19 protein-coding genes are annotated in these 21329 nt (G+C 70.6%); 9 read left to right on the forward strand and 10 right to left on the reverse strand.

Features of this window, described 5'->3' with window-relative positions:
* Positions 1 to 17: 17 nt before the first annotated feature.
* Positions 18 to 467: an ATP-binding protein gene (locus OID54_RS01550; protein WP_329012718.1), complete on the reverse strand. Its 450-nt coding sequence runs from the start codon at positions 465 to 467 to the stop codon at positions 18 to 20.
* A gap of 499 nt (positions 468 to 966) precedes the next feature.
* On the opposite strand from OID54_RS01550, the gene OID54_RS01555 reads away from it, so the two are divergent.
* The gene (locus OID54_RS01555; protein ID WP_329012720.1) at positions 967 to 1953 is read left to right on the forward strand and encodes a polyprenyl synthetase family protein; all 987 of its coding nucleotides are present in this window, start codon (positions 967 to 969) and stop codon (positions 1951 to 1953) included.
* 287 nt (positions 1954 to 2240) lie between these two features.
* Here OID54_RS01555 and OID54_RS01560 read toward each other — a convergent pair whose 3' ends face one another.
* Positions 2241 to 3203, reverse strand: coding sequence for a hypothetical protein (locus OID54_RS01560; RefSeq protein ID WP_329012723.1), 963 nt, complete (start codon positions 3201 to 3203; stop codon positions 2241 to 2243).
* A gap of 239 nt (positions 3204 to 3442) precedes the next feature.
* Positions 3443 to 5107, reverse strand: coding sequence for an IclR family transcriptional regulator domain-containing protein (locus OID54_RS01565; protein ID WP_329012726.1), 1665 nt, complete (start codon positions 5105 to 5107; stop codon positions 3443 to 3445).
* 207 nt (positions 5108 to 5314) lie between these two features.
* On the opposite strand from OID54_RS01565, the gene OID54_RS01570 reads away from it, so the two are divergent.
* From OID54_RS01570 to OID54_RS01605, 8 genes are read left to right on the forward strand one after another with little or no spacing between them, the layout of a single operon-like run.
* Positions 5315 to 6061 (forward strand): CoA transferase subunit A, encoded by a 747-nt coding sequence (locus OID54_RS01570; protein ID WP_329012729.1) that lies wholly within the window; start codon positions 5315 to 5317, stop codon positions 6059 to 6061.
* Complete coding sequence (locus OID54_RS01575) at positions 6061 to 6687, forward strand: CoA transferase subunit B (RefSeq protein ID WP_329012732.1); 627 nt, start codon at positions 6061 to 6063, stop codon at positions 6685 to 6687. The genes OID54_RS01570 and OID54_RS01575 overlap by 1 nt, the downstream gene beginning before the upstream one ends.
* A gap of 51 nt (positions 6688 to 6738) precedes the next feature.
* Positions 6739 to 7929 (forward strand): thiolase family protein, encoded by a 1191-nt coding sequence (locus OID54_RS01580; protein ID WP_329012735.1) that lies wholly within the window; start codon positions 6739 to 6741, stop codon positions 7927 to 7929.
* Between the two features lie 4 nt (positions 7930 to 7933).
* Entirely contained in the window at positions 7934 to 8731 is a 798-nt protein-coding gene (gene pcaH / locus OID54_RS01585) for a protocatechuate 3,4-dioxygenase subunit beta (protein ID WP_329012738.1), read from the forward strand.
* Positions 8731 to 9279 (forward strand): protocatechuate 3,4-dioxygenase subunit alpha, encoded by a 549-nt coding sequence (gene pcaG, locus OID54_RS01590; protein ID WP_329012741.1) that lies wholly within the window; start codon positions 8731 to 8733, stop codon positions 9277 to 9279. The genes pcaH and pcaG overlap by 1 nt, the downstream gene beginning before the upstream one ends.
* Positions 9260 to 10810, forward strand: a complete 1551-nt coding sequence (gene pcaB, locus OID54_RS01595; RefSeq protein WP_329012743.1) for a 3-carboxy-cis,cis-muconate cycloisomerase — start codon at positions 9260 to 9262, stop codon at positions 10808 to 10810. Before pcaG ends, pcaB begins: the two co-directional genes overlap by 20 nt.
* A complete protein-coding gene (pcaDC, locus tag OID54_RS01600; RefSeq protein ID WP_329012746.1) occupies positions 10807 to 11976 on the forward strand; it encodes a bifunctional 3-oxoadipate enol-lactonase/4-carboxymuconolactone decarboxylase PcaDC in 1170 nt (389 codons plus the stop codon). The genes pcaB and pcaDC overlap by 4 nt, the downstream gene beginning before the upstream one ends.
* Positions 11976 to 13160: a 4-hydroxybenzoate 3-monooxygenase gene (locus OID54_RS01605; RefSeq protein WP_329012749.1), complete on the forward strand. Its 1185-nt coding sequence runs from the start codon at positions 11976 to 11978 to the stop codon at positions 13158 to 13160. Before pcaDC ends, OID54_RS01605 begins: the two co-directional genes overlap by 1 nt.
* Positions 13161 to 13235: 75 nt before the next feature.
* Here the strand turns inward: OID54_RS01605 and OID54_RS01610 are convergent, their stop codons facing one another.
* The 7 genes from OID54_RS01610 to OID54_RS01640 all read right to left on the reverse strand — a co-directional run bounded on the left by OID54_RS01610 (position 13236) and on the right by OID54_RS01640 (position 21279).
* Positions 13236 to 14387, reverse strand: a complete 1152-nt coding sequence (locus tag OID54_RS01610) for a flavin reductase (RefSeq protein WP_329012752.1) — start codon at positions 14385 to 14387, stop codon at positions 13236 to 13238.
* Between the two features lie 128 nt (positions 14388 to 14515).
* Entirely contained in the window at positions 14516 to 16009 is a 1494-nt protein-coding gene (locus OID54_RS01615; RefSeq protein ID WP_329012755.1) for a 4-hydroxyphenylacetate 3-hydroxylase family protein, read from the reverse strand.
* Between the two features lie 39 nt (positions 16010 to 16048).
* The gene (locus OID54_RS01620) at positions 16049 to 17743 is read right to left on the reverse strand and encodes a thiamine pyrophosphate-binding protein (protein WP_329012759.1); all 1695 of its coding nucleotides are present in this window, start codon (positions 17741 to 17743) and stop codon (positions 16049 to 16051) included.
* A 68-nt stretch (positions 17744 to 17811) separates the two neighbouring features.
* Entirely contained in the window at positions 17812 to 18588 is a 777-nt protein-coding gene (locus OID54_RS01625) for an SDR family oxidoreductase (RefSeq protein ID WP_329012761.1), read from the reverse strand.
* The gene (locus OID54_RS01630; protein WP_329012763.1) at positions 18573 to 19475 is read right to left on the reverse strand and encodes an alpha/beta fold hydrolase; all 903 of its coding nucleotides are present in this window, start codon (positions 19473 to 19475) and stop codon (positions 18573 to 18575) included. The genes OID54_RS01625 and OID54_RS01630 overlap by 16 nt, the downstream gene beginning before the upstream one ends.
* The gene (locus OID54_RS01635) at positions 19472 to 20260 is read right to left on the reverse strand and encodes an aspartate dehydrogenase domain-containing protein (protein ID WP_329012766.1); all 789 of its coding nucleotides are present in this window, start codon (positions 20258 to 20260) and stop codon (positions 19472 to 19474) included. The genes OID54_RS01630 and OID54_RS01635 overlap by 4 nt, the downstream gene beginning before the upstream one ends.
* On the reverse strand, positions 20257 to 21279 hold the full coding sequence (locus OID54_RS01640; protein WP_329012770.1) for a VOC family protein: 1023 nt from the start codon (positions 21277 to 21279) through the stop codon (positions 20257 to 20259). The genes OID54_RS01635 and OID54_RS01640 overlap by 4 nt, the downstream gene beginning before the upstream one ends.
* Between the last annotated feature and the right edge of the window lie 50 nt (positions 21280 to 21329).

Genomic DNA, 21329 nt, shown 5'->3' on the forward strand with positions numbered 1-21329 from the left:
GAGCCGGGCCCGCGGCGTCAGCGGGGCAGGTCCAGCTCGGCCCGTACCGTCTTGCCCAGGGGTGCACGATCCAGCACGTCCCATCGATCGGCGAGCGCGTTCACGATCAGCAGCCCCCGCCCACGGGAGTAGCCGGCCGACGGCCTACCGAGCTCACCGGGCCCGGGCGGGTGCCTGTCCGCCCGGGCGTCCGACACTTCGATCACCAGCACCTCGCCGGGAACGTGGGTGAGGGTCAATTCGAAGTCCCTCCCGGGCACCCATCCGTGGGTGACGGCGTTGGCCGCCAGTTCCCCCACGAGTACGAGTGCGTCGTCGGACAGTTCGCTGCGGTGCGGAATGCCCCAGCAACAGAACTGGTGGAGCGCGAGGTGTCGGGCGAACCAGGCACCGCGGGGAGTACTGCCGAAGCCCTGCCTGAACACACGTACGGTGACGGGTGATTCCTGGGTGGCGCAGAATGTCATGGGTCCAATGTGGCGCGCCCTGCGCGGTTTCACCAGTTCGGCAGGGAGCGCCGGAAAATGGTGGCCGTTGATGCTCAGGCCCCGATATGACTGTGCGTCACTGTCGAGCGTCGCCACGACTCGCTGCGCAGAGATCGGGTTCCCGCCGAGTATTCGCGTGCCCTGGCAACAAAGTTTCGGCCGCGACGACGTACGCCAGGTGCCGCCTCCGTGTTGGCCGAGCATCGCGCCAGCCGGGGTCGAGCACAAACCGTCGCCAACGTGAAGACGAGAATCAGCCAGGTCCAAAAGTCGCTCTAGCTGGGTTCCACACCGAATGATCGAATCGGTAACGTCACCCGGGCAGCAGTCTTCGTGGACCGCACCCGCACCGGTCACTTCCCCTTCCGTGCCACACCTCGGATTGCACCACTCGGTAGGAGAGCGCTCACCACAATGGGCACTCTCCGACCCATGACGTACGGCAATCTCAATTCATCCGCACGATGGAGGCCGCTCAGTGAGTTCCCTGTCCTACCTGGAGTTGCATCGGCAAGTCTCTCCGAGCATCGAAGCGGAGATCGACTCCGCACTCGACCGACTCGGACCATCATCGAGTGCCGTCAAGAGCGCCATCACCAAACTGCTCCACCACCAGAAGTTGAGACACCCGCTTTCCGTACTGCCGCTGCTGGTTCATGCCATTGAGACCGGCACTCCAAGACCGGCCATTCCGCTGTCAGCCGTTCATGTGCTGTGGTGGACGTCCGCGTGCTATCTCGACGACCTGGCCGACGGTAACGGCGGCACCAAGGTCGAGGACCTCGGCGAGAACGAAGCACTCCTCGCTTCTCTGATCACGGGCCATATGCTCCCGGTGCAGGTCATCCAATCGCAGGAGGTGCCGGATTCCGTACGCGGGGCGCTGACGGCCGAGATCACCAACGGCTGGATCGTCGCCGTCGAAGGGCAACTGGACGATATGCGTGGAGATGTGGGTGGTGCGACACGAAAGTCCGTCATCACGGCCTACCGCGGCAAATCCGGTGCCCCTTTCGGCATGATCACCGCAATGGCGGCCATCCTCTCCGGCGCCGAGCGCAACGAAATAGAGCGATGGCGCGAGTTCGGCTATGTCTTCGGGATTCTCTGGCAGATGTTCAACGACCAGGACGACATTCTGTCCGGTCGCAACGAGGATCTGCTGAACGGCACGGTCACCTATCTCCTGGCATGTGCCATGGAAGGTGCCACGCCCGAGTCACGGGCGGAGATCCTGGCACTGCATACGGTCGCCCAGGAGTCCGTTCGAGCAAGGAGCGAACTCACGGATCTCCTTCTCGCACCCGCGGTACTGCGTCGATATCGACAGGACATCAACGGGTACCGCGATGAGGCATATCGCATCGTCAACGACATGGGCGGCGATCCACATTACGTACCCGTGTTGCGGCAACTGGTGGACCTTTCGGCCCAGATGCTCCTTCAGCCAAGGACCGGCCGGTAGCCGGAAGGCCGCTCAGGGCCGAAAACGTCGCCCCCGTACGGAACGAACCGTCACGGGAAGAGTGCGGGTGCCCGGTTCGAGGTCGAGACGGGGTCATTGAACCGGTGCACCTCGTCCAACGGTCCGGCTAGGGACGATCTTCCAACCCCCGGTTGCGGCACTGAAGTCGAAGGGTGGGGGCTCAAGCCAGTCGGTGCTCAGGCCATCGGTGGGATGAGAGGTCCACAAGAGTTGCTCTGTGCGCTCGGAGCCCCGAGAAGGGGGCGAGCTGATGCCTCACCACCCGATCACCCCGGACTCTCGGACAGGGGCGGGGGTGTGGTGCGGGCGTGCAGAAAGACGGCGGCGGTGGCTACGGCCACCGCCCCGGCAAGGGCGACCAGCGCGGCCACGGTCGCGGTGTCCGGAGAGGTGACGGGCTGGGCGCGGCGGGCCTGCCAGGTCAAGATGCCCGTGAGCACCAGCAGGGCGGATGCGACGATCCACACCAACACCACTCGGTGGCGCGGCCCGAGGCTTCGAGGACCGAGGGTCAGAAACAGACCGAGCAGACAGAGGACCTGGAGGGCGTGGACACCGACGAAGTGAGGAACGCGCAGGTCTCCGGCCGCAGTGCTGAAGTTGGTGATGGGCATGCTCGGGCCGCCGTCGGGGCGGCCGACGGTGTGGCCGCCGATGATCGGCATCCCCAGGCCCCGGTCTGCGGCTGCCTCCTGTGCTCCCGTGGGAGAGATGACCATCGGGACGGCAACAGCCATGCCCACCAGAGCGAGGGCGAGGCCAAGGCTCAGCGCCCAGGCCAGGACGGGTGGCTCGACCCGCTGGAGCAGCAGCAGGACGATGGTGGCCAGGCCCAGCAGGGCGGTGATGGAGATGATCACCAACATGGTCACCGCCAGGGTGCTGGTGAAGCGGTCGCTGAAGTTGAAGTGGCTGGTCGTGCCGAGCGCTGCCGCCCGCACGACCCAGAGCACTTCAAGGACCACAGCGACCGCGGTGACCCAGGAGATGAGGTGGACGAGGCGTTGGCGGCCTCGGACGAATGTCAGCAACCACATCAGGGTGACGGCGTAGAGCGCGAAGGAGAACGCGAACCGGGCGGGCTTGGCCCAGGCGCCCTGCCCCGTGATCTCCCTCGGGTCGACGACCAGCCCCACCAGGGCGGCCAGGCTGATCACCCCCAGCACGACGCCTGCCCCGGTGAGCGGACGGTTGACCGCCCACGCATTGCGCACCAAGGCCAACGGCACCGAAACCTCCACCACAACTCCGCCGTCCCTCGGCAACCAGAACTCCCGCCCGATGATCCCGAGGCGAACCCGCCCGGGGCCACGCGCCGGGCGGCGCGGTCACCCGGCAGGGCCGCGGCCCTGCGCCACCCGGCCCACCTGCCCACCGTCCCCGCCGAACCGCAACCACCTCAATCCGCCGGTCCGCTGAGGAACCATCCGATGGTGGGCACCCCGACCGGGGGCGTGGACCGGAGGGCTCAGGCCGCCGGGATCCGCGTGAACCGCCCGGCGATGTGCAGGTCCGTCTCGATGCGGGACGCCGCGGTCCGCAGTTCCGGAAGGACGTCCGCCAGGCACTCCGCCACCGTGCGCCGGCTGCTGTGCATCGCGACGTTCACCGCTGCGACAACGTGTCCGCCGATGTCCCGCACGGGGACGGAGAGCGAGCGGAGGCCCTCTTCCAGTTCCTCGTCGACGAGCGCGTGACCGTCCTGTTCGGCCTGTTCGACGATCGCCACGAGGTCCGACGGTTCGGTGACGGTCCGCGGTGTCAGCGGGCGCACCCCTGCGGCGGTCAGCCGGACCGCGCGTTCCGACGCGGGGAGCCCTGCTAGCAGCACGCGGCCCATGGAGGTGGCGTAGGCCGGCAGCCTGGTACCGATGCGGATGTCGACACTCATGACCCGACCGGTGGCGACGCGGGCCGTGTACTCGATCGCTTCGCCGTCGAGCACGGCCAGGGACGCCGAGTCGTGCACCCGGCCCACGAGGGCGGCCAGATGGGGTGTGGCGATCTCGGCGAGCGTGGTGCGGGACAGCGGGGCGTAGCCCAGTCCGAGCACCCGGGGGGTGAGGGTGAAGGCCCGCCCCTGGGCCTCGGCGTACCCGAGGTGCACCAGAGTGATGAGGGCACGCCTCGCGGTGGCACGCGCAAGGCCCGTGGCGGTGGCGACTTCGGAGAGGGTGAGCTCGGCTCGGCCGGCAGCGAAGGCGGTGATGACGGTCAGTCCCCGGGCCAGGGACTCGATGAACTCCGCGCCCGACTCCTGTTTTGATGCTGCGGTCCAGTCGGCGAGACCGTGTGCGGTTTCGGGTCTGGCAGGACCGGCCGCGCGCAGTCGTCCCTCCATTGCGGCGACCGCTTCGCGTGCGCGGGGGAGCACGAGGTCGCGCAGTGAGTCCGCGCTGTGCCGGCTGGTGTGGCTCACGACGCTGACCGCGCACAGGACGTCATCGGCCGGGCCCCGCACGGGCAGGGCGAGGGCGATGAGGCCGGGTTCGATCAGTTGGTCGTCGACCGCCCAGCCCTGCCGTGCCGCGACGGTTGCCCGCCCCTCGAAGGTGGCCGCCGCAGTGCCCGCGGTGTCCGGGGGAACGGGGTGGAAGTCCCGGCCGTCGGGGTCGGCGTTCCACCGTGCGCGCCAGTGCGCCCAGGTCGTCTGGTCCCAGTGTGTGGCGAACACCGCTCCCTGGGCGGTGCGTTCGGCTGGGAGCAGGTCTCCGATGCGGAAGGTGAGGGACATGGCGCGCCGGCGGGTCGTCTGGTGGACGAACCGGATCCCGTCGCCGTCCGGTACGGCCAGGGAGACCGACTCGTCCAGTTCTCGGGCGAGTTCTTCGGCGAGGGGTCCGAGCGGACCGGGCAGTCCGATCGCGTCGAGGTAGGCGTTGCCCAGTTCCATCAGTGGGGGCGCGAGGACGGCGGTGTGTCCGTCCAACCGGAGGTAGCCCATGCGGACCAGGGTGGCGGTGATGCGATCGACGGTGGAGCGGGCCAGTCCGGTGGCGCGCACGAGTGCGCCGAGGGTGCTGCGGCCGTCGGCGTCGCTGATGGTGCGCAGTACGGACAGTCCGCGGATGAGCGGTCCGACCGCTTCGGCGGGTGCCGCCGGCTCCTGATGGGTCCGGTTCAAGGTGGCCATCGGCCCTTCGTGTCGTCCTGACGTCGGTGCTCGGGTGCCGGTGCGATGTGCGGGTGCGGCCGTGGGGCGACGGCCGGGCGGGGTCCCGTACGGCCGTTGACATTACGTGGTCGACGAACGCACACTCGTCCGAGCAGAAATGAACTGTAGTTCATCAGACGAACACTCGCATCTGCGAGGTCGAGTCGACCTGACAAGGATTCCGCCATGGACAAGGTCCGGACAAGCGCCGCCGAGGCGGTCGGAGACATCGGGGACGGCGCCTCACTGGCCGTGGGCGGCTTCGGGTTGAGCGGTGTACCGAGCACCCTGATCGCCGCACTGCACGCCCGCGGGACGGGAGGGTTCCATGTGGTGTCCAACAACTGCGGGGTGGACGGCGCGGGCCTGGGCACCCTGCTCGCCGCGGGCCGGATCGCCCGGGTCACCGGCTCGTACATCGGTGGAAACAAGGAGTTCGCCCGGCAGTACCTCGCCGGCGAGCTGGAAGTGGAACTCGTCCCCCAGGGCACGCTCGCGGAACGGCTGCGGGCCGGCGGCTGCGGCATACCCGCCTTCTTCACCCCGGCCGGCGTGGGCACCGAGGTCGCGGAGGGCGGTCTCGCCCGGCGCCACGGCGTGGAACCGGTACTGAGCCCGGCCAAGGAGATCCGGTCCTTCGCGGGCCTCGACCACGTCCTGGAACACGCCATCACCACGGACTTCGCGCTCGTACGAGCCGCCCGGGGGGATCGGCTGGGCAATCTGGTCTTCCGGAAGGCCGCCCGCAACTTCAATCCGCTCGCCGCCATGGCAGGACGGATCACCATCGCCGAGGTGGAGGAATTGGTGGAGCCTGGCGCGCTGGATCCGGACGCCGTCCACCTGCCCGGGGTGTTCGTCCAACGGGTCGTCGCGCTCACTCCCGAGCAGGCGAGGGACAAGCAGATCGAGAACCGGACGGTGCGAGCCTGATGCCCTGGACACGCGAACAGATGGCGGCGCGCGCCGCGGCCGAGTTGACCGACGGCTCCCACGTCAACCTCGGTATCGGACTGCCGACGCTCATCCCCGGCTTCCTCCCCGACGGCGTGGACGTCGTGCTCCACTCGGAGAACGGAATTCTCGGGGTCGGCCCCTATCCGAGCGAGCACGAGATCGATGCAGACCTGATCAACGCGGGCAAGGAGACCGTCACGGTTGCGGCCGGGGCGGCGTTCTTCGACTCTGCGCTCTCCTTCGGCATGATCCGCGGAGGTCACATCGACACCGCCGTCCTGGGTGCGATGCAGGTCTCCGCGGCTGGCGACCTCGCCAATTGGTCGGTCCCAGGAAAGATGATCAAGGGAATGGGCGGTGCCATGGACCTCGTGCACGGCGTCCGACGGGTGATCGCCCTGACCGAGCACACCGCCCGGGACGGCTCCCCCAAGATCGTTCAGCAGTGCACCCTCCCGCTCACCGGCCGGGCGTGCGTCCACCGTGTCATCACCGACCTCGCCGTCCTCGACATCACCGATGACGGACTCGTCCTGGTCGAGACGGCTCCCGGGGTCACGCCCGCGGAGGTGCGGGAACGCACCGCCGCACCCGTCCACTGAACGCACACCCGCCCCACCGCCCATCGACGCCCCAGCAAGGAGCCCCCTCAGATGACCGACCGTCTCCACGACGTCTATGTCGTCGACGCCGTCCGCACACCGATCGGCAAGTACGGCGGCGCGCTCAGCGGCGTACGGCCGGACGATCTCGCCGCCGGTGTGCTCCGCTCCCTCCTTGCCCGTACGCCCGGACTCGATCCGGCCCGCATCGACGACGTCTTCCTCGGCAACGCCAACGGGGCGGGCGAGGACAACCGGGATGTCGCCCGGATGGCTGTCCTCCTCGCCGGACTGCCCGTGAGCGTGCCCGGCACCACCGTCAACCGGCTCTGTGGATCCGGCCTGGAGGCCGTGGTCCAGGCGGCTCGCGCGATCGCCGTCGGGGACGCCTCGGTGGCCGTCGCGGGAGGTGTGGAGTCCATGAGCCGCGCCCCCTGGGTGGTGCCCAAGCCGGCCCGCGGCTTCCCCTCCGGCCATCAGGAGATGTACTCCACGACCCTCGGCTGGCGGATGGTCAACCCCCGGATGCCCACCGAGTGGACCGTTCCGCTGGGTGAGGGAGCCGAACTCGTCGCCGAGCGGTACGGGGTCGGGCGCGAGGCCCAGGACGCCTTCGCGCTCGACAGCCACCGCAAGGCCGCCGCTGCCTGGGCGGCAGGACTCTACGCCGGGGAGGTCGTCCCGGTCGACGGGGTGGACCTGGACCGGGACGAGTGCATCCGCGACGACACTTCCGCCGCTGCCCTCGCCCGGCTGAAGCCTGTCTTCCGCGATGACGGCACCGTCACCGCCGGGAACTCGTCCCCGCTGAACGACGGCGCCGCGGCCCTACTCCTGACCAACGAGGAGGGACTGCGCGCCTGCGGGCGGGAACCGCTGGCCCGGATCCGGGCCAGCGCAGTCACGGGCATCGAACCCCAATTCTTCGGCGCGGGCCCCGTCGAGGCGGTCCAACGCGCGCTGCGCAAGGCCGGCCGCGCTGTGGATGAAGTGCAGATCATGGAGGTGAACGAGGCGTTCGCGGCCCAGGCGCTGGCCTGCATCGGGCAGTGGACGGGGCTGGATCCGGCCGTGGTCAACCCGCGCGGCGGCGCCATTGCGATCGGTCACCCGCTGGGAGCGTCCGGGGCACGGATCACCGGTGCCGTGGCCCATCAACTCGCTGCCGCAGGCTCCGGGACGGGCGTCGCCACCCTGTGCATCGGCGTCGGTCAGGGCATCGCACTGGTCCTGGAGAGGTGAACCCATGACAACCATCGACAGCCGGGGCGCGTCCCCGGACCAGGAGCAGATCAGCGCGGAGATCGCGGCCGTGCACAGGGCGGCGAGCCGGGCCGCCCCGGCCGGTGGCGGCGAGGCGCCGAACCATCCGGACCGGGGCTTCGCGCCCTACCGCAGCAGTCTGTTGCGCCATCCGCTCCGCCCCCTGGTGGCGGCGGGCGGCGACCCGGAGGCCGCCGAACTATCCGGGCCGGTCTTCGGCGTCACCGATGTCACCGCGCTCGACGCGGATCTGACCCGGCAGCACATCGGTGAACCACTGGGCGAGCGGATCACGGTCAGCGGTCGGGTGCTCGACCGCTCGGGGAGACCGGTACGCGGGCAACTCGTCGAGGTGTGGCAGGCGAACGCCTCCGGCCGGTACGCGCACGGGCTCGACCGCCATCCGGCCCCGCTCGACCCCCACTTCACCGGCGCGGGCCGCTGCCTCACCGACGACGCGGGCCGGTACTCCTTCACCACGGTCAGGCCCGGCGCCTACCCCTGGCGCAACCACATCAACGCGTGGCGCCCCGCGCACATCCACTTCTCGCTCTTCGGCACCCGGTTCACCCAGCGGCTGGTGACCCAGATGTACTTCCCCGGCGACCCGCTGTTCGCGTACGACCCGATCCTCCAGTCGGTCACCGACCCGGCCGCCCGTGCCCGGCTCGTCGCCGACTACCGCCCCGACCTGTCGGTGCCCGAATGGTCGCTCGGCTACCACTGGGACATCGTGCTCGACGGCCCCGCCAGGACCCTCCCGGACCCCGAGGAGCACTGATGCCCCGTCCGACCCCTTCCCAGACCGTAGGCCCCTTCTTCGGGTACGCGCTGTCGACCCCCGGCGGCGGAGATGCGGCACCCGCCGGGCACCCCGACACCCTCACCGTCCATGGGTACGTACGCGACGGGAAGGGCGATCCGGTGCCCGACGCCCTGGTGGAGACCTGGCAGCGGGTGCCGAAAGCCCTTCCCGGCTCTCTCCGCCGTGACCCCGTGACGGGTGGCTCACCCGGTCGTGACGGGGTGGGCTTCACCGGCTTCGGGCGGGTCGCGACCGACGCGGACGGCCACTGGGTCATCCGTACGCTCGCCCCTCCCGCCACCGCGCCCTATCTGGCGATAGCCGTGTTCGCGCGGGGTCTGGCCCACCACCTCCACACCCGGGCCTACCTCGACCCGACCGCATCGGACCGGTTGCTGTCCGCGCTGGCTCCCGAGCGGGCGGCGACCCTGGTAGCCCAGGAGGAACGGCAGGGAACCCACCGCTTCGACATCCATCTCCAAGGGGAGAAGGAGACGGTCTTCCTTGACTTCCACCACGACTGACCCGGACGAAACGGACCTGGACACCGGGCTGTTGGCCCCGGTACGGGCCGGCAGCACGGCCGAGCGCGAAACGGGCGACCGGGCGGTGCTGCAAGCCCTCCTCGACGCCGAGGCCGCGTTGACCCGCGCCTGGTGCACCACCGGACGGATTCCCGCCGCCGCGGGCCCGGCGGTGACCGCCGCGGCCCGCGCCGACCGGTTCGACGCCCGCTCCCTCGCGCTGCGGGCCCGCGAGGGCGGCAACCCCGTCATCCCGCTCGTCGCCGATCTCGTCCGCGCAGTCGCGCAGTTCGCACCGGAACACGCCGACCACATCCATCGTGGCGCCACCAGCCAGGACATCCTGGACACGGCCCTGGTCCTGATCGCCCACCGGACGCTGGGCACGATCGCCGCCGATCTGGTGCGGACCGCCGACGAACTCGCCCGGCTAGCGCGCGCCCACCGGACCACGGCGATGCCGGGTCGGACGCTCACCCAGCACGCCGTGCCCACCACCTTCGGGCTCAAGGCGGCGGGCTGGCGCTCACTCGTCCTGGACGCCCACGACCGACTCACGCGCGTACGCGGTTCACTGCCCGCCCAACTCGGTGGGGCCGCCGGCACGCTGGCCGCCTGCCATGTTCGGACGGTCCGGCCGCCCGAACGGGACGCGGTGGAAGGGGCCGGAGACACAGGGGCCGGCGATGATGTGGGACTCGAACTGGTCGCCGCGTACGCCGCAGAACTCGGTCTCGCAGCCCCCGCCCTGCCCTGGCACACCCTGCGCACACCGGTGGCCGACCTGGCGGGGGCCCTCGCGTTCACGGCCGGGGCGCTCGGCAAGATCGCGGCCGATGTGCTGGTGCTCTCCCGTACCGAGATCGCGGAAGTCACCGAGGGCACGCGGGGCTCCTCCTCCGCCATGCCGCACAAGCAGAACCCGATCAGGGCCACCCTCATCGCGTCCGCCGCCCGTCAGGTCCCTTCGCTGTCGGCCGTGCTGTTCGGCTCGCTGGCCGGTGAGGACGAACGACCCGCCGGGGCCTGGCACGCGGAGTGGGCACCACTGCGCGAGGCCCTACGGCTGACAGGCGGGGCCGCCCACCACACCAAGGAACTCTGCGCGGGCCTGCTGGTCCATCCCGCCCGTATGCGCGCCAACCTGGACCTGACCGACGGCCGGATACTCAGCGAACGGCTGAGCGCCCAACTCGTCACCGAACTGGGCAAGACCGAGGCCAGGGAACTCCTCAACCGGGCATCACGGCGGGCCGCCGATGAGCACCTGGAGCTGCTGGACGCACTGCGCCGCGAGGCCCGCAGCCGTGCGCCCGAACCGCAGCCTTCGGTCGACGACCCGTCCGAACCCGGATCCGGCCCCGATGCGCCCCGGTCTGCGCAGCAAGGGCCCCACCGCCCGCACTCTCCCGCAGAGCTCGCCGTGACGGCCCTGCCGCCCGACATCGACGATCCGTTGGGATATCTCGGCTCCGCCGCAGCCCTCACCGACCGCGCCCTTGCGCGCCGCCCCCGTCAGGACCGCACATGAAACTCCACCATCACGCCGAGGGGCCGCCGGACGCCCCGCCGCTCTATCTCGGTCCCTCCCTCGGCACCTCGCTCGCCCTCTGGGACCGACAGGCCCCGGCGCTGGCCCGGCACCACCGGGTGATCCGGTGGGACCTGCCCGGCCACGGGGGTTCGCCCGCCCGCCCCTTGCCCGCCACCCTCGCCGACCTGGGAGAAGCCGTTCTCTCCCTCGCCGACTCGCTGGGCCATGACTCCTTCGCCTACGCGGGCGTCTCACTCGGCGGAGCGGTGGGAACCTGGCTGGCGGCCCACCATCCGGACCGGATCACCTCACTCGCCCTGCTGTCCACCTCGGCCCGCTTCGGCGAACCGGACCCCTGGCTGGAGCGGGCCGAACGGGTGCGGGACCGCGGGGTGGGACAACTCGCCGAGGCGGCACGGGAGCGCTGGTTCACCCCCTCCTTCGCCGCATCGGCCGATCCCGCGGTCGACACGCTGACCGCCGACCACCGGGCCGTCGACCCCCAGGGGTACGCGGCCTGCTGCGAGGTCCTCGCCACGATCGACCTCCGGCCGGAACTGACCCGGATCGTCGCGCCCACCGTCATCGTCGTGGGCCGTGACGACGGGCCCACCCCGCCGCCGCACGCACGTGAACTCGCCGACGCTATCCCCGACGCCCACCTCGTGGAACTCCCCCGAGCGGCCCATCTCGCCAATGTCGAGCAGCCACGGGCCGTGCTCGACGTACTGCTCAACCACCTCGGCCACCAGAAGGCGGCCCGACGGACGGGGCAAAGCGGACGACAGAACGCAATGACCGTCCGCAGGGAGGTGCTCGGCGACGCACACGTGGACCGGGCCGTCGCCCGCACCACCGCGTTCACCGCCCCCTTCCAGGACTTCATCACCCGCTACGCCTGGGGCGAGATCTGGTCGGACGAAACCCTGGACCGACGGACCCGCAGTTGCATCACCCTCACCGCACTCGTCGCGGGGGGCCATCGAGAAGAGCTCGCGATGCACGTGCGGGCCGCGCTACGCAACGGGCTGACCCCCGATGAGATCGGCGCGGTGCTGCTCCAGGCCGCGGTCTACTGCGGTGTCCCCGCCGCCAACTCCGCCTTCGCCGTGGCGGACGAGGTCCTACGCGAACACAACATCCCCAGGGGAGAGGAAGTCTGATGCACACCACCGTCGGCATCATCGGCGGCGGCCCGGCCGGGCTACTGCTCGCCCGGCTGCTGCACAACGCGGGCATCGACACGGTGACGCTCGAATCTCGGGACCGTGCCCACGTCGAGAATCGTCAGCGCGCCGGAATCCTCGAACAGGGCACGGTCGACGTGCTGCGGTCCGCAGGCGTCGGCGATCGGATGGACCGCGAGGGCCTCGTCCACGACGGCATCGAGTTGCGGTTCGACGGGCGCTCCCACCGGGTCGACTTCCCGTCCCTCACGGGCGGGCGAACGGTCATGGTGTACGCGCAGACCGAGGTCGTGAAGGATCTGATCGCCCTCCGTTCCGAGGACGCCGGACCGCTCCTGTTCGGGGCGCGGGCTCTCGCCGTGGAGGACGCGGACACCGACCGACCGCTCATCCGCTATCTTCACGAGGGTCGCGAACAGACCCTGAGCTGCGACTACGTCGTCGGTTGCGACGGTTTCCACGGAGTGGCACGCCAAGCGATCCCCACCTCGATCCGTACGACGTACGAGCGGACCTACCCGTACTCCTGGCTGGGCATCCTCGCCGAGGCGGCGCCGGTCTACGACGAGCTGATCTACGCCCACTCCCCGCGCGGCTTCGCGCTCGCCAGTATGCGCACGCCCACGGTGAGCCGGCTCTACCTCCAGGTCGACAACGGCACCGACCCCGCGGACTGGCCCGACGAGCGGATCTGGGACGAACTCGACGCCCGACTCGCCCTCAGCGGCGACGCCGGAGTGCAGCTGACGCGCGGCGCGGTCTCCGGCAAGGCCGTGCTGCCGATGCGCAGTTCGGTGACCGAACCGATGCGTTACGGGCGGGTGTTCCTGGCGGGTGACGCCGCGCACATCGTGCCGCCGACGGGCGCCAAGGGGCTCAATCTGGCGGTGTCCGACGTGACCGTCCTCGCCCGTGCCCTCGTCCAGGCCCACGGCTCCGACTCGGCCGAGCTCCTCGACGCGTACTCCGACACGTGTCTGCGCCGCGTCTGGCGGGCCGAGCAGTTCTCGTACGAGATGACCACGACCCTGCACCACGATCCGGCGCACTCCCCGTTCGAGACCCGTCTGCAACTCTCCCGGCTGGATCGGCTGGCAGTCTCCGGGCATGCCGCAGCCGAACTCGCCGAGAACTACACCGGTCTTCCGATCGACTACTGAGCCCGCAGGGAAACGACCCGGTGCCCGCGGCCGTGACAGGCCGCGGGCACCGGGTCGTTCGGTTCGGATGTGGTGTCAGACCCGACCGCCGGCGTTGTGGATGCCCTGGTGTTGGGCCTGCTTGGTGTGTTGGTTGTGCAGCGTCAGCAGCCGGGCGATCTCGGTCGAGTCACCGGCGGCGAAGGCGTTGATGATCTCGTGGTGCTCGTCGATGGCATGGGCGCTGGGGGTGCTGCTCCCGCTCAGGGCTGCGGCCATGAAGCCGGGGGTGCTGAGCCTGCGGTAGATCTGGTGCAGGGTGGGGTTGCCGGCGAGCCCGATCAGAAAGTCATGGAACTCCTCGATCGCCGTGAGATAGCCGTCGAGATCGGTGATCCGGCCGTCCGCCACGTGCCGCTCGGCGGTAGCGGCGATCTCACGCCAACGGTCGGCCACGGCCGGGCTCAAGGGCCCGGGAAGAGAGGCTGCCACCCCCAGTTCGATGGCCAGCCGCCCGTCGAACGCCTCGTCCGAAGCCCGGGTGTCCAGGGGCACGAGGACATAGCCGCGTTCGGGGTCGCGTCCCACGAGCCCCTCACCGATGAGACGGGTCATGGCGTAGTAGACCGCGGACGGCGGGGTCCGCAGCCGGGCCGCGAGGTCGTCGACGTCGAGCGTGCCTTCGAGCGGCAGGGTGCGGTTGACGACGAGTTCACGCAACTGTTCGTACGCGGTCGAGTCCTGCGCCAGTTCGAAGCGGCCGAACTTGCCGCGGAAGTAGCCGAGGGGTGCGCCGTCCCTGGCCCGGGCGCCGACGACTCGGGCGAGGAACACCCGATGGGTGCCGCCGACGACGTCCTCGATCACCTCGCACTCCAGGGCGGCGAGGGCGGCCGAGAGCACGGGAACGTTCCCGACACCCCGGTCGCAGTCGACCCCGGCGAACTTGTCGGCGCGCGGACCGGCGAACTGGGCGGCGAGGTGTTCCTGGTCCTCGCCGAGGACGTTGACGGCGAACACTCCCGCGCGTTTGACGGCGGCATGGGTGGGTGCCTTGGTGTGGGCGCAGATCAGCAACATCGGCGGATCGAGGGACAGAGAAGACACCGCGCTGGCGGTCATGCCGTGGTCGATGCCGCCCTCATGGGTGGTGATGACCGCGACACCGCTCATGAAGTGGCCGATGACATGCCGGAAGAGGGTCTGGTCCAGGGGCTGGGCGAGCGGCTCCGGCCGGTTAGAAGACACTGCCCGATCCGGGACGGGACGGTCTGGTGCGGTACGGTCTGGTGCGGTACGGTCTGGTGCGGTACGGCTCTGGCTCTGGCTCTGGCTCTGGCCCAGCGTTGTGCGCACGGACGCGTTTCCGGGCCGCTTCACGACCGCACCCACGGTCCGCGGGTCCAACCGTCGAGGTCATAGTCGCCCAAGCACTCTTCGACCAGGGAGTCGAGCCGGGCGGCGAGACCACCGCGTCGGGCGGCGTTGAGTGCGTCGATCCTGACCTGGTCCGCATTGCCGGAGTAGACCCGCTCGTACAGTCCGTGCCGACCTCCAAACTCGGTTCCGATGGTGTCCCAGACCAACTTGAAGAGCTTGATGCGGCTTTCGGCGGAGGAGTCGGAGCCACGGTAGAAGCGGTCGATCAGCGGGCGCAGTTCGGGATGGGCCAGATCGCGGTGGTTGGAAGGGACGACCAGGGGTGCACCGCCGAGGTGTGTTTCGAACAGTTCGCGTACCCGTTCCCACGCCTGCGAGGTGAACATCCGCAGCGCGCCCGCGTGCTCGATGTTGGGTATGACGGTCCCGCCGGGTCCTTCGACCGGGTCCATCGCCATGACCGTGGTCAGCGCCCAGGCCGTGTTGCGCAGGGTGATGACCTCACCGAGGGCGGCCTGTACCCCGCGGAACCCGTCGGTGCCGTTCGACGAGACCGCGCGGGCGAGCAGCCCGGCCATCAGGTCGAGTTTGACGGCGAACCGGGTCCCGGCCTGGAGGTGGGAGCGGTGGACGAATCCGGAGCGCGGGAAGAAGGAGTTGGCCCGCTCCACGTCCCGGTAGATCAGCACGTTCTCCCAGGGGATCAGCGCCTCCTTGAAGATGAGGACCGCGTCGTTCTCGTCGAACCGGGACGACAGGGGGTGGTCGAACGGGCTCGCGGCACGGGCTTCGTACGAACTGCGGCTGATCAGCACACAGCCGGGGGTGTCCATCGGGGCGATGAAGGCGAGCGCGAAGTTCTCGGCCTTGCCGGCCTCCAGGCTGACCGCGCTGTTCTGGGCGACGAAGGTGGCGTGGGTCAGCGCCGAGCCGGTCGCCAGCATCTTCGCGCCGCTGACCACGATGCCCTGGTCGTTGTCGCGCACGACCTGCACATAGACATCGCCGACCTCGTGGACCGGTCGGCTGCGGTCGACGGGCGGGTTGACCAGGACGTGGTTGAGGAAGAGTGCCTGCGAGGCGTAGCGGCGGTACCAGGCACGGGCGTTGTCGGCGTAGGGCGCATAGAGGTCGGGGTCGCTCGACAGGCTCGCCATGAACGCGGCCTTGTAGTCGGGGGTGCGCCCCATGAAGCCGTAGCCGAGGCGTGACCAGGCGGCGATGGCGTCCCGCGCCTTGAGCAGTTCGTCCGGGGTGCGCGACGGGGCGAAGAAGCGGTGGGTCCTGATGCCCTGGTCGTCCTCGAAGGTGAGGGTGTCGCGCAGTTCGGGGTCGTGCAGCGCGTCGTAGAGCCGGGAGATCGAGCGGGCGCTGTTGCGGAACGCCGGGTGCTCGGTGACGTCCTTGACCTTCTCGCCGTCGATGTAGACGGTACGGCCGTCCCGCAGGCTTTCGAGGTAGGTCTGTCCGTCGAGGAGTGTGTCAGTCATGGGATCCGTCCATGGGAGTCGGGGCCGATCGCAGCGGGGTCAGGAACCCGGGATCGAGACGGGCGGGGTGAAGGGGACGGGCGTCGGGCCGATCGCATTGACGTCGATCTCGATGACGCAGGGACCGCGGGTGGCGAGGCTCTTGTCGAGCGCGCCGGGGAAGTCATCGGCGGTGGTGACCCGTTGGAAGGGGAGTCCGTACGCGGCGGCGAGCGCTGCGAAGTCGGGGGTCGCCAGGTCCACTCCGCTGCGCCGGCTGCAATGGACGTCCTGCATGTTGCGGAGCACGCCGTAGCCGCCGTCGTTGAAGACGCAGAGCACGAGCCAGGGGCGTTCTTGGGCGAGGGTGCCGAGTTCACCGAGGTGTACGGCGAGGCCGCCGTCCCCTGCGATGACGAGGGTGGGGGCGTCGGGCCTTGCGATGGCGCCGCCGATGCCCATGGCCAGGCCCTGGCCGATGCCGCCACCGAGCGGGAAGAGATTGGTGGTGGGGTGGTGGATCTCCAACAGCCGATTGCCCCACTGGCTGGAGGCGATGGTGACATCGCGGGCGATCACGGATTGCCGGGGGAACCGGTCCCGGAGGGTGTCGCAGATCAGTGCGTAGGGGCCGATCGCGGTGCGCAGGGCGGCGCGGGCGCGGGCCGCGGCGGCAGCGCCGCGTTCTCGCCATCCCTCCTCGCAGGTGTGCTCCCCCAGCAGTTCGAGGAGTGCGGTGAGTACCGGTGCCGCAGCGCCGACCACTCCGGCGGCGGCGGGGAAGACCCGGCCGATCGCCCGTGGGTCGATGTCGATCTGCACATGCCGTGCGGGGACGGGGATGGAGTAGTCGGCGGTCTCGTTGGAGCGGAAGTGGGTGCCGACGCTGAGCAGCACATCGCAGTCGGTGAGCAGTTCTCGGCCGGCCGGTGAGGCGGCGAAGTTGCCGACCGCCAGGGGGTGGTCCTCGGGCAGGGCGCCCCGGCCCGCGTTGCTCGACAGTACGGGGGCGCCGAGGCGTTCGGCGAGGGTGCGCAGTGCTCCCCCGGCTTCCCGGGCACCGCCGCCCGCCCAGATCAGGGGGCGTCGGGCCGTTGCCAGCAGCTCTGCCGCGTGGGCGAGTTGGGCGTGATCCGCTTCGGGCGGTGCGGAGACGGGGGCGAGGGGACCTGTCAGGGGCTGCCTCGCGTACTGGAGGTCGATCGGCCATTCGACGCTGACCGGGCCGCGGGGTGGTGTGCGGGCGCGGCCGGCGGCGTAGCGGAGCAGGGCCCCGGCGTCCGCTCCGGGCCGTACGGTCGTGGTGTGGTGGGAGACCGCGCGCAGGAGCCCGGTCTGATCGCGGGTCTCGTGGATCACACCGCGGCCGAGGCCGAGGTACTGGCTGTCGATCTGGCCGGTGATGTGGAGGACGGACGCGCCACCGGACTGGGCTTCGATCAGCGATCCGGCCGCGTTGCCGCTGCCGGTGCCGGTGCTCGTCAGCGCGACGCCTAGACCGCCCGTGACGCGGGCGTGGGCGTCGGCCGCATTCACGGCTGCGGCCTCGTGACGCACGGGGACGAACCGCAGTTCGCGGTCGACGGCTTCGACGAGCGGCATGTTGTGCACGCTCACCACGCCGAAGACCACTTCGGCGCGCTGTTCGCGCAGCACGGTCACCAGCAGATCGCCGCCGTCGCCGTGGTCTTGACGGCGGTCGTGGCCGTCACGGTCGTCGGGTTTCAGTCCTGCCCCTTCACTGCGGTGCGACATGTGGGGCTCCGTTCTCGATCCGGTGGTCGGGGTGTGGTGTTCGGCGCTTGGGCCCTAGAGGGTGTGGGTCAGACATAGCGGCCCACCCCGCCTCCGACGTCGACCGTGGCTCCGGTGATGTACGCGGACCGCGGGGAGAGCAGGGAGGCGATGGGGAAGGCGACCTCTTCGGCGGTGCCGAGGCGACCGAGGGGGATGCCCCGGTCGGCGGCGAGTTGTGCGCTCCACTGCTCGTAGTCGAGGGGGCCGCCAGCGGACTCGTGGCGTCGCCGCCACTGTCCGGTGTCGATGAGGCCCAGACAGACGGAGTTGGCCCGGACGCCTTGCGGCCCGAGGTCGGCGGCCAGGGTGCGGGTCAGGTTGAGGAGGGCGGCGCGTGCCGCGGAGGTGGCCGCGAGTCGGGGTTCGGGCTGTCGGGCGAGGATCGCGTTGACGTTGACGACGGCCCCGGCGTCGGATGCCGTCAGCAGGGGCAGTGCGGCTTCGACGGTGTTGAGGACGGAGAAGACCTTCAGTTCGAGTTCGTTGCGCCACTGTTCGCGGGAAGTGCTCGTCCAGGGGGCCATCAGTGAGCCGCCGGCGTTGTTGACGAGGCCGTCCAGCCGTCCGAACCTGCGGTCCGCCGCGGCGGTGAGCCGGGCGACCGCTTCCGGGTCGAGGACGTCGGCGGCCACCGTGATGAGCCGGTCGCCGTCGGGGCCGAGGACTTGTGCGAGCCGGTCGCCGTCGCGGGCGCACGCGGCGACGCAACAGCCCTCGGCGAGGAGCAGCCGGGCGGTGGCAAGGCCGACTCCCGAACTCGCGCCGGTGACCAGATAGGCCCGTTCCTTCAGTCCGAGGTCCATGGGTCCTCCTTCGTCGACGGGCCGGGGCCGTCGCCGTGGTGTGCGTCCTCGGTGGTCGCGGGGCCCGGTGCCCCGCCGTCCTGTTCGGCGAGGAAGTCGGCGACGAGCGCGGTGAAAAGGTCGGGCCGCTCCTGGTTGGCGAGGTGGCCGGCGCCGGGGATGACGGTGAGTCGGCTGTCGGGAACGAGTCGTTGCACGGTCCGTGACTCCTCCACTCCGGTGATCTGGTCGTGTTCGCCGACGAGCACGAGCGTGGGGAGCTTCAGTCCGGGCAGGGCCGCGGTGTGATCGGTGTCGGCCATGGAGGCGGCGGCCTCGGCGTATCCCGGCAGTCGCACGGAGGCCGCCATCACCTCGCGTACGGCGGCGACGGCCGAGGCGGGTGCCCGGTCGGAGAGCAGCCGGGGCGCTCTGGCGCGGGCGAACTCGTGGACTCCGTCCCGGGTCAGTTCGTGTACGCGTGCGCGCATCGCCGCCGCGCCCTCGGGGGTGCGGCCGGAGCCGCGGGTCGAGTCCGCGAGGACGAGTGAACGCACCAGACCGGGGTGGCGCAGGGCGAGCCGGGTGGCGATGACCCCGCCCCAGGAGACGCCCACGACATGTGCGGGGCCGGGTGCGAGGGCGGTCAGCACGGCCGCGGCGGCATCGGCGAAGTCGTCCATGCGGAAGGGGAGTTCCGGGTCGTCGGACCGGGCGTAGCCGGGGGCGTCCCAGGCCATGACCCGGTGCTGACGGGCGAGTTCGGCGAGTTGGCCGGCGAAGGACACGGCGGACGAACCGATGCCGTGGAGCAGCAGTACCGGTGAGCCGTGCCGGCCCGCGGTGTCGACGTGGATGCGGGATCCGGAGGCGATGATGTGTTCTCCGCTGACGGCCGGGGTGTTCATACGACGTCTCCCGAGGCTCCGGTGAACGCGCGGATCGCGCGGAGCACGGCGTACGGCACGATGCCGCTGGTCCGGGGGTTCGACGGCGAGGGCAGGTTGGCGATCTCGAAGCGGTAGCTGCCGGCGGGGCCGGTGGCTTCGATCTCATGGCGGCTCAAGGTTGCGTCGGGGTCGGCGACGACGACGGCTTCGACGAGGTCCCAGTCACCGACGGCTAGGGCGACGGACGCCGCGACGTTGCTGGTCGCGGGGAAGGCGCGGGTGACCTTTCGGGCGGGGGCGCGCAGCACTTCGTACGGCACGGTGGTGGTGTGCAGCCGGGTCGTCTCGGCCTCGGTCATCCAGGGGCGCAGCAAGGAGCCGGGGGCCTTGGAGGTACGGATGGTGACGGTGTCGAAGGGTGCGCGAAGGGTGGCGGCGGCCAGCAGGTCGAGGCCGCCGACCGCCCCGGCGCAGAGGCTGAGGCGTCCGGGCCCGGCCAGGAGGCGTTGGTGCAGTGCGTCGTCGGCGAGCGCCCCGGTGGAGAGGGCGAGCAGATGTCGGCCCGCGGCGATGACGGCGGGCCCGGTTTCGCGGAGCGCGGTCTGTCCGGCGCATTCGACGACCAGTTCGGCGCGGTCGAGCGCGGTGTCGAGGGAGGCGGCCGGGAGCGGTGGGGCGGGTGGTGTGACCGGGTCGACGATCGCCACAAGCCGGGCGCCCGGTACCCGTCCTTCGTAGAGCGCGCCGGCGATGACGGAACCGATGGCTCCGTGGCCGATGAGGGCCACCGTCAACTCGTTCATGCCGGCACGCCGTTCTGTCCGGGGTCGGGGATGCCCGCCATGCGGGTGCGGACGTCGGTGGAGGGCGGCCCTGCGGTCCCCCACAGGTCGGACAGGGCGGGGGTGCGCCGCCAGGTGCGGCAGAGCCAGGTGTCCTCCTGGACCTGGTCGACCTCGGAGGTGTATTCGCAGACCAGTCCGGCCGGGTCGGCGAAGTAGGAGAACGTGTTGTTCCCCGGTCCGTGCCGTCCCGGCCCCCACAGCGGCAGTCGGTCATGGTGCTTGAGGCGGCCGATGCCGCGCATGAAGTGGTCGATCGAGGTCATCTCGTAGGCCACGTGGTTGAGCGAGGTCCACTCGGCCTGGTTGAAGGCGATGGCGTGGTGGTCGTTGTTGCACCGCAGGAACGCCATCTGGTGTTCCGACCAGTCGGATATCCGCATGCCGAGGACGCTGGTGTAGAAGGCGCAGGCGGCGTCGATGTCGATGGTGTTGAGCACCACGTGGGCAAGCTTGCGGGGGATGGCGGCGCGCCCCTCCGGGTCACCGGGGGTGACCGCCTCGACCTCGCAGGAGAGTTCGACGAGGCGGCCTTCCGGGTCGGCGAACCGCAGTCCGTAGCCGCTGCCGGGCTGGTCCAGCATGCCCGGTCCGGCCAGCAGGGCCGTCCCGTGCTCGGCGAGCCGCCTGGCCGCGGTGTCGACTTCCCGGCGGTCCCCGACCGAGAAGACGATCTTCCCCAGGGCGTTTCGCTCCGCCTTGTGGAGTTCGAGGATGTGGTGCTCCTGGCCGGTGCCGCGCAGCCAGGCCGCCCCGTCGCCGCGCTCGACGGGGGTCAGCCCCCACACCTCGCTGTAGAACTGCACGGACTCGGTGGCGTGCGGGGTGTGGAGGGAGACCGCGCGGAGCGACCGCAGTCGGGCGACGGGTTCCGGTGGGCCGGCGGACCGCTGCGCGGCGCGGTCGGTTCGGTGCTCCCCCCGGACGACGGGGCCGGCGCCGTCGTCGGTGTGTCCGAGGGGGGTGACAGGATCGTTCATCGGGCGACTCCTCAAGGGCCGGACGGGACTCGGGGACCGGGCCGGGTGCG

It is taken from the genome of Streptomyces sp. NBC_00690 (assembly GCF_036226685.1).
Taxonomy (GTDB): domain Bacteria; phylum Actinomycetota; class Actinomycetes; order Streptomycetales; family Streptomycetaceae; genus Streptomyces.

What these genes read in the sequence shown, in the direction of transcription:
- OID54_RS01550 (WP_329012718.1), bottom strand. Translation starts at nt 467, where the DNA reads ATGACATTCTGCGCCACCCAGGAATCACCCGTCACCGTACGTGTGTTC.
- OID54_RS01565 (WP_329012726.1), bottom strand. Translation starts at nt 5,107, where the DNA reads ATGGCCACCTTGAACCGGACCCATCAGGAGCCGGCGGCACCCGCCGAA.
- OID54_RS01570 (WP_329012729.1), top strand. Translation starts at nt 5,315, where the DNA reads ATGGACAAGGTCCGGACAAGCGCCGCCGAGGCGGTCGGAGACATCGGG.
- OID54_RS01575 (WP_329012732.1), top strand. Translation starts at nt 6,061, where the DNA reads ATGCCCTGGACACGCGAACAGATGGCGGCGCGCGCCGCGGCCGAGTTG.
- OID54_RS01580 (WP_329012735.1), top strand. Translation starts at nt 6,739, where the DNA reads ATGACCGACCGTCTCCACGACGTCTATGTCGTCGACGCCGTCCGCACA.
- pcaH (WP_329012738.1), top strand. Translation starts at nt 7,934, where the DNA reads ATGACAACCATCGACAGCCGGGGCGCGTCCCCGGACCAGGAGCAGATC.
- pcaG (WP_329012741.1), top strand. Translation starts at nt 8,731, where the DNA reads ATGCCCCGTCCGACCCCTTCCCAGACCGTAGGCCCCTTCTTCGGGTAC.
- pcaDC (WP_329012746.1), top strand. Translation starts at nt 10,807, where the DNA reads ATGAAACTCCACCATCACGCCGAGGGGCCGCCGGACGCCCCGCCGCTC.
- OID54_RS01605 (WP_329012749.1), top strand. Translation starts at nt 11,976, where the DNA reads ATGCACACCACCGTCGGCATCATCGGCGGCGGCCCGGCCGGGCTACTG.
- OID54_RS01615 (WP_329012755.1), bottom strand. Translation starts at nt 16,009, where the DNA reads ATGACTGACACACTCCTCGACGGACAGACCTACCTCGAAAGCCTGCGG.
- OID54_RS01620 (WP_329012759.1), bottom strand. Translation starts at nt 17,743, where the DNA reads ATGTCGCACCGCAGTGAAGGGGCAGGACTGAAACCCGACGACCGTGAC.
- OID54_RS01625 (WP_329012761.1), bottom strand. Translation starts at nt 18,588, where the DNA reads ATGGACCTCGGACTGAAGGAACGGGCCTATCTGGTCACCGGCGCGAGT.
- OID54_RS01630 (WP_329012763.1), bottom strand. Translation starts at nt 19,475, where the DNA reads ATGAACACCCCGGCCGTCAGCGGAGAACACATCATCGCCTCCGGATCC.
- OID54_RS01635 (WP_329012766.1), bottom strand. Translation starts at nt 20,260, where the DNA reads ATGAACGAGTTGACGGTGGCCCTCATCGGCCACGGAGCCATCGGTTCC.
- OID54_RS01640 (WP_329012770.1), bottom strand. Translation starts at nt 21,279, where the DNA reads ATGAACGATCCTGTCACCCCCCTCGGACACACCGACGACGGCGCCGGC.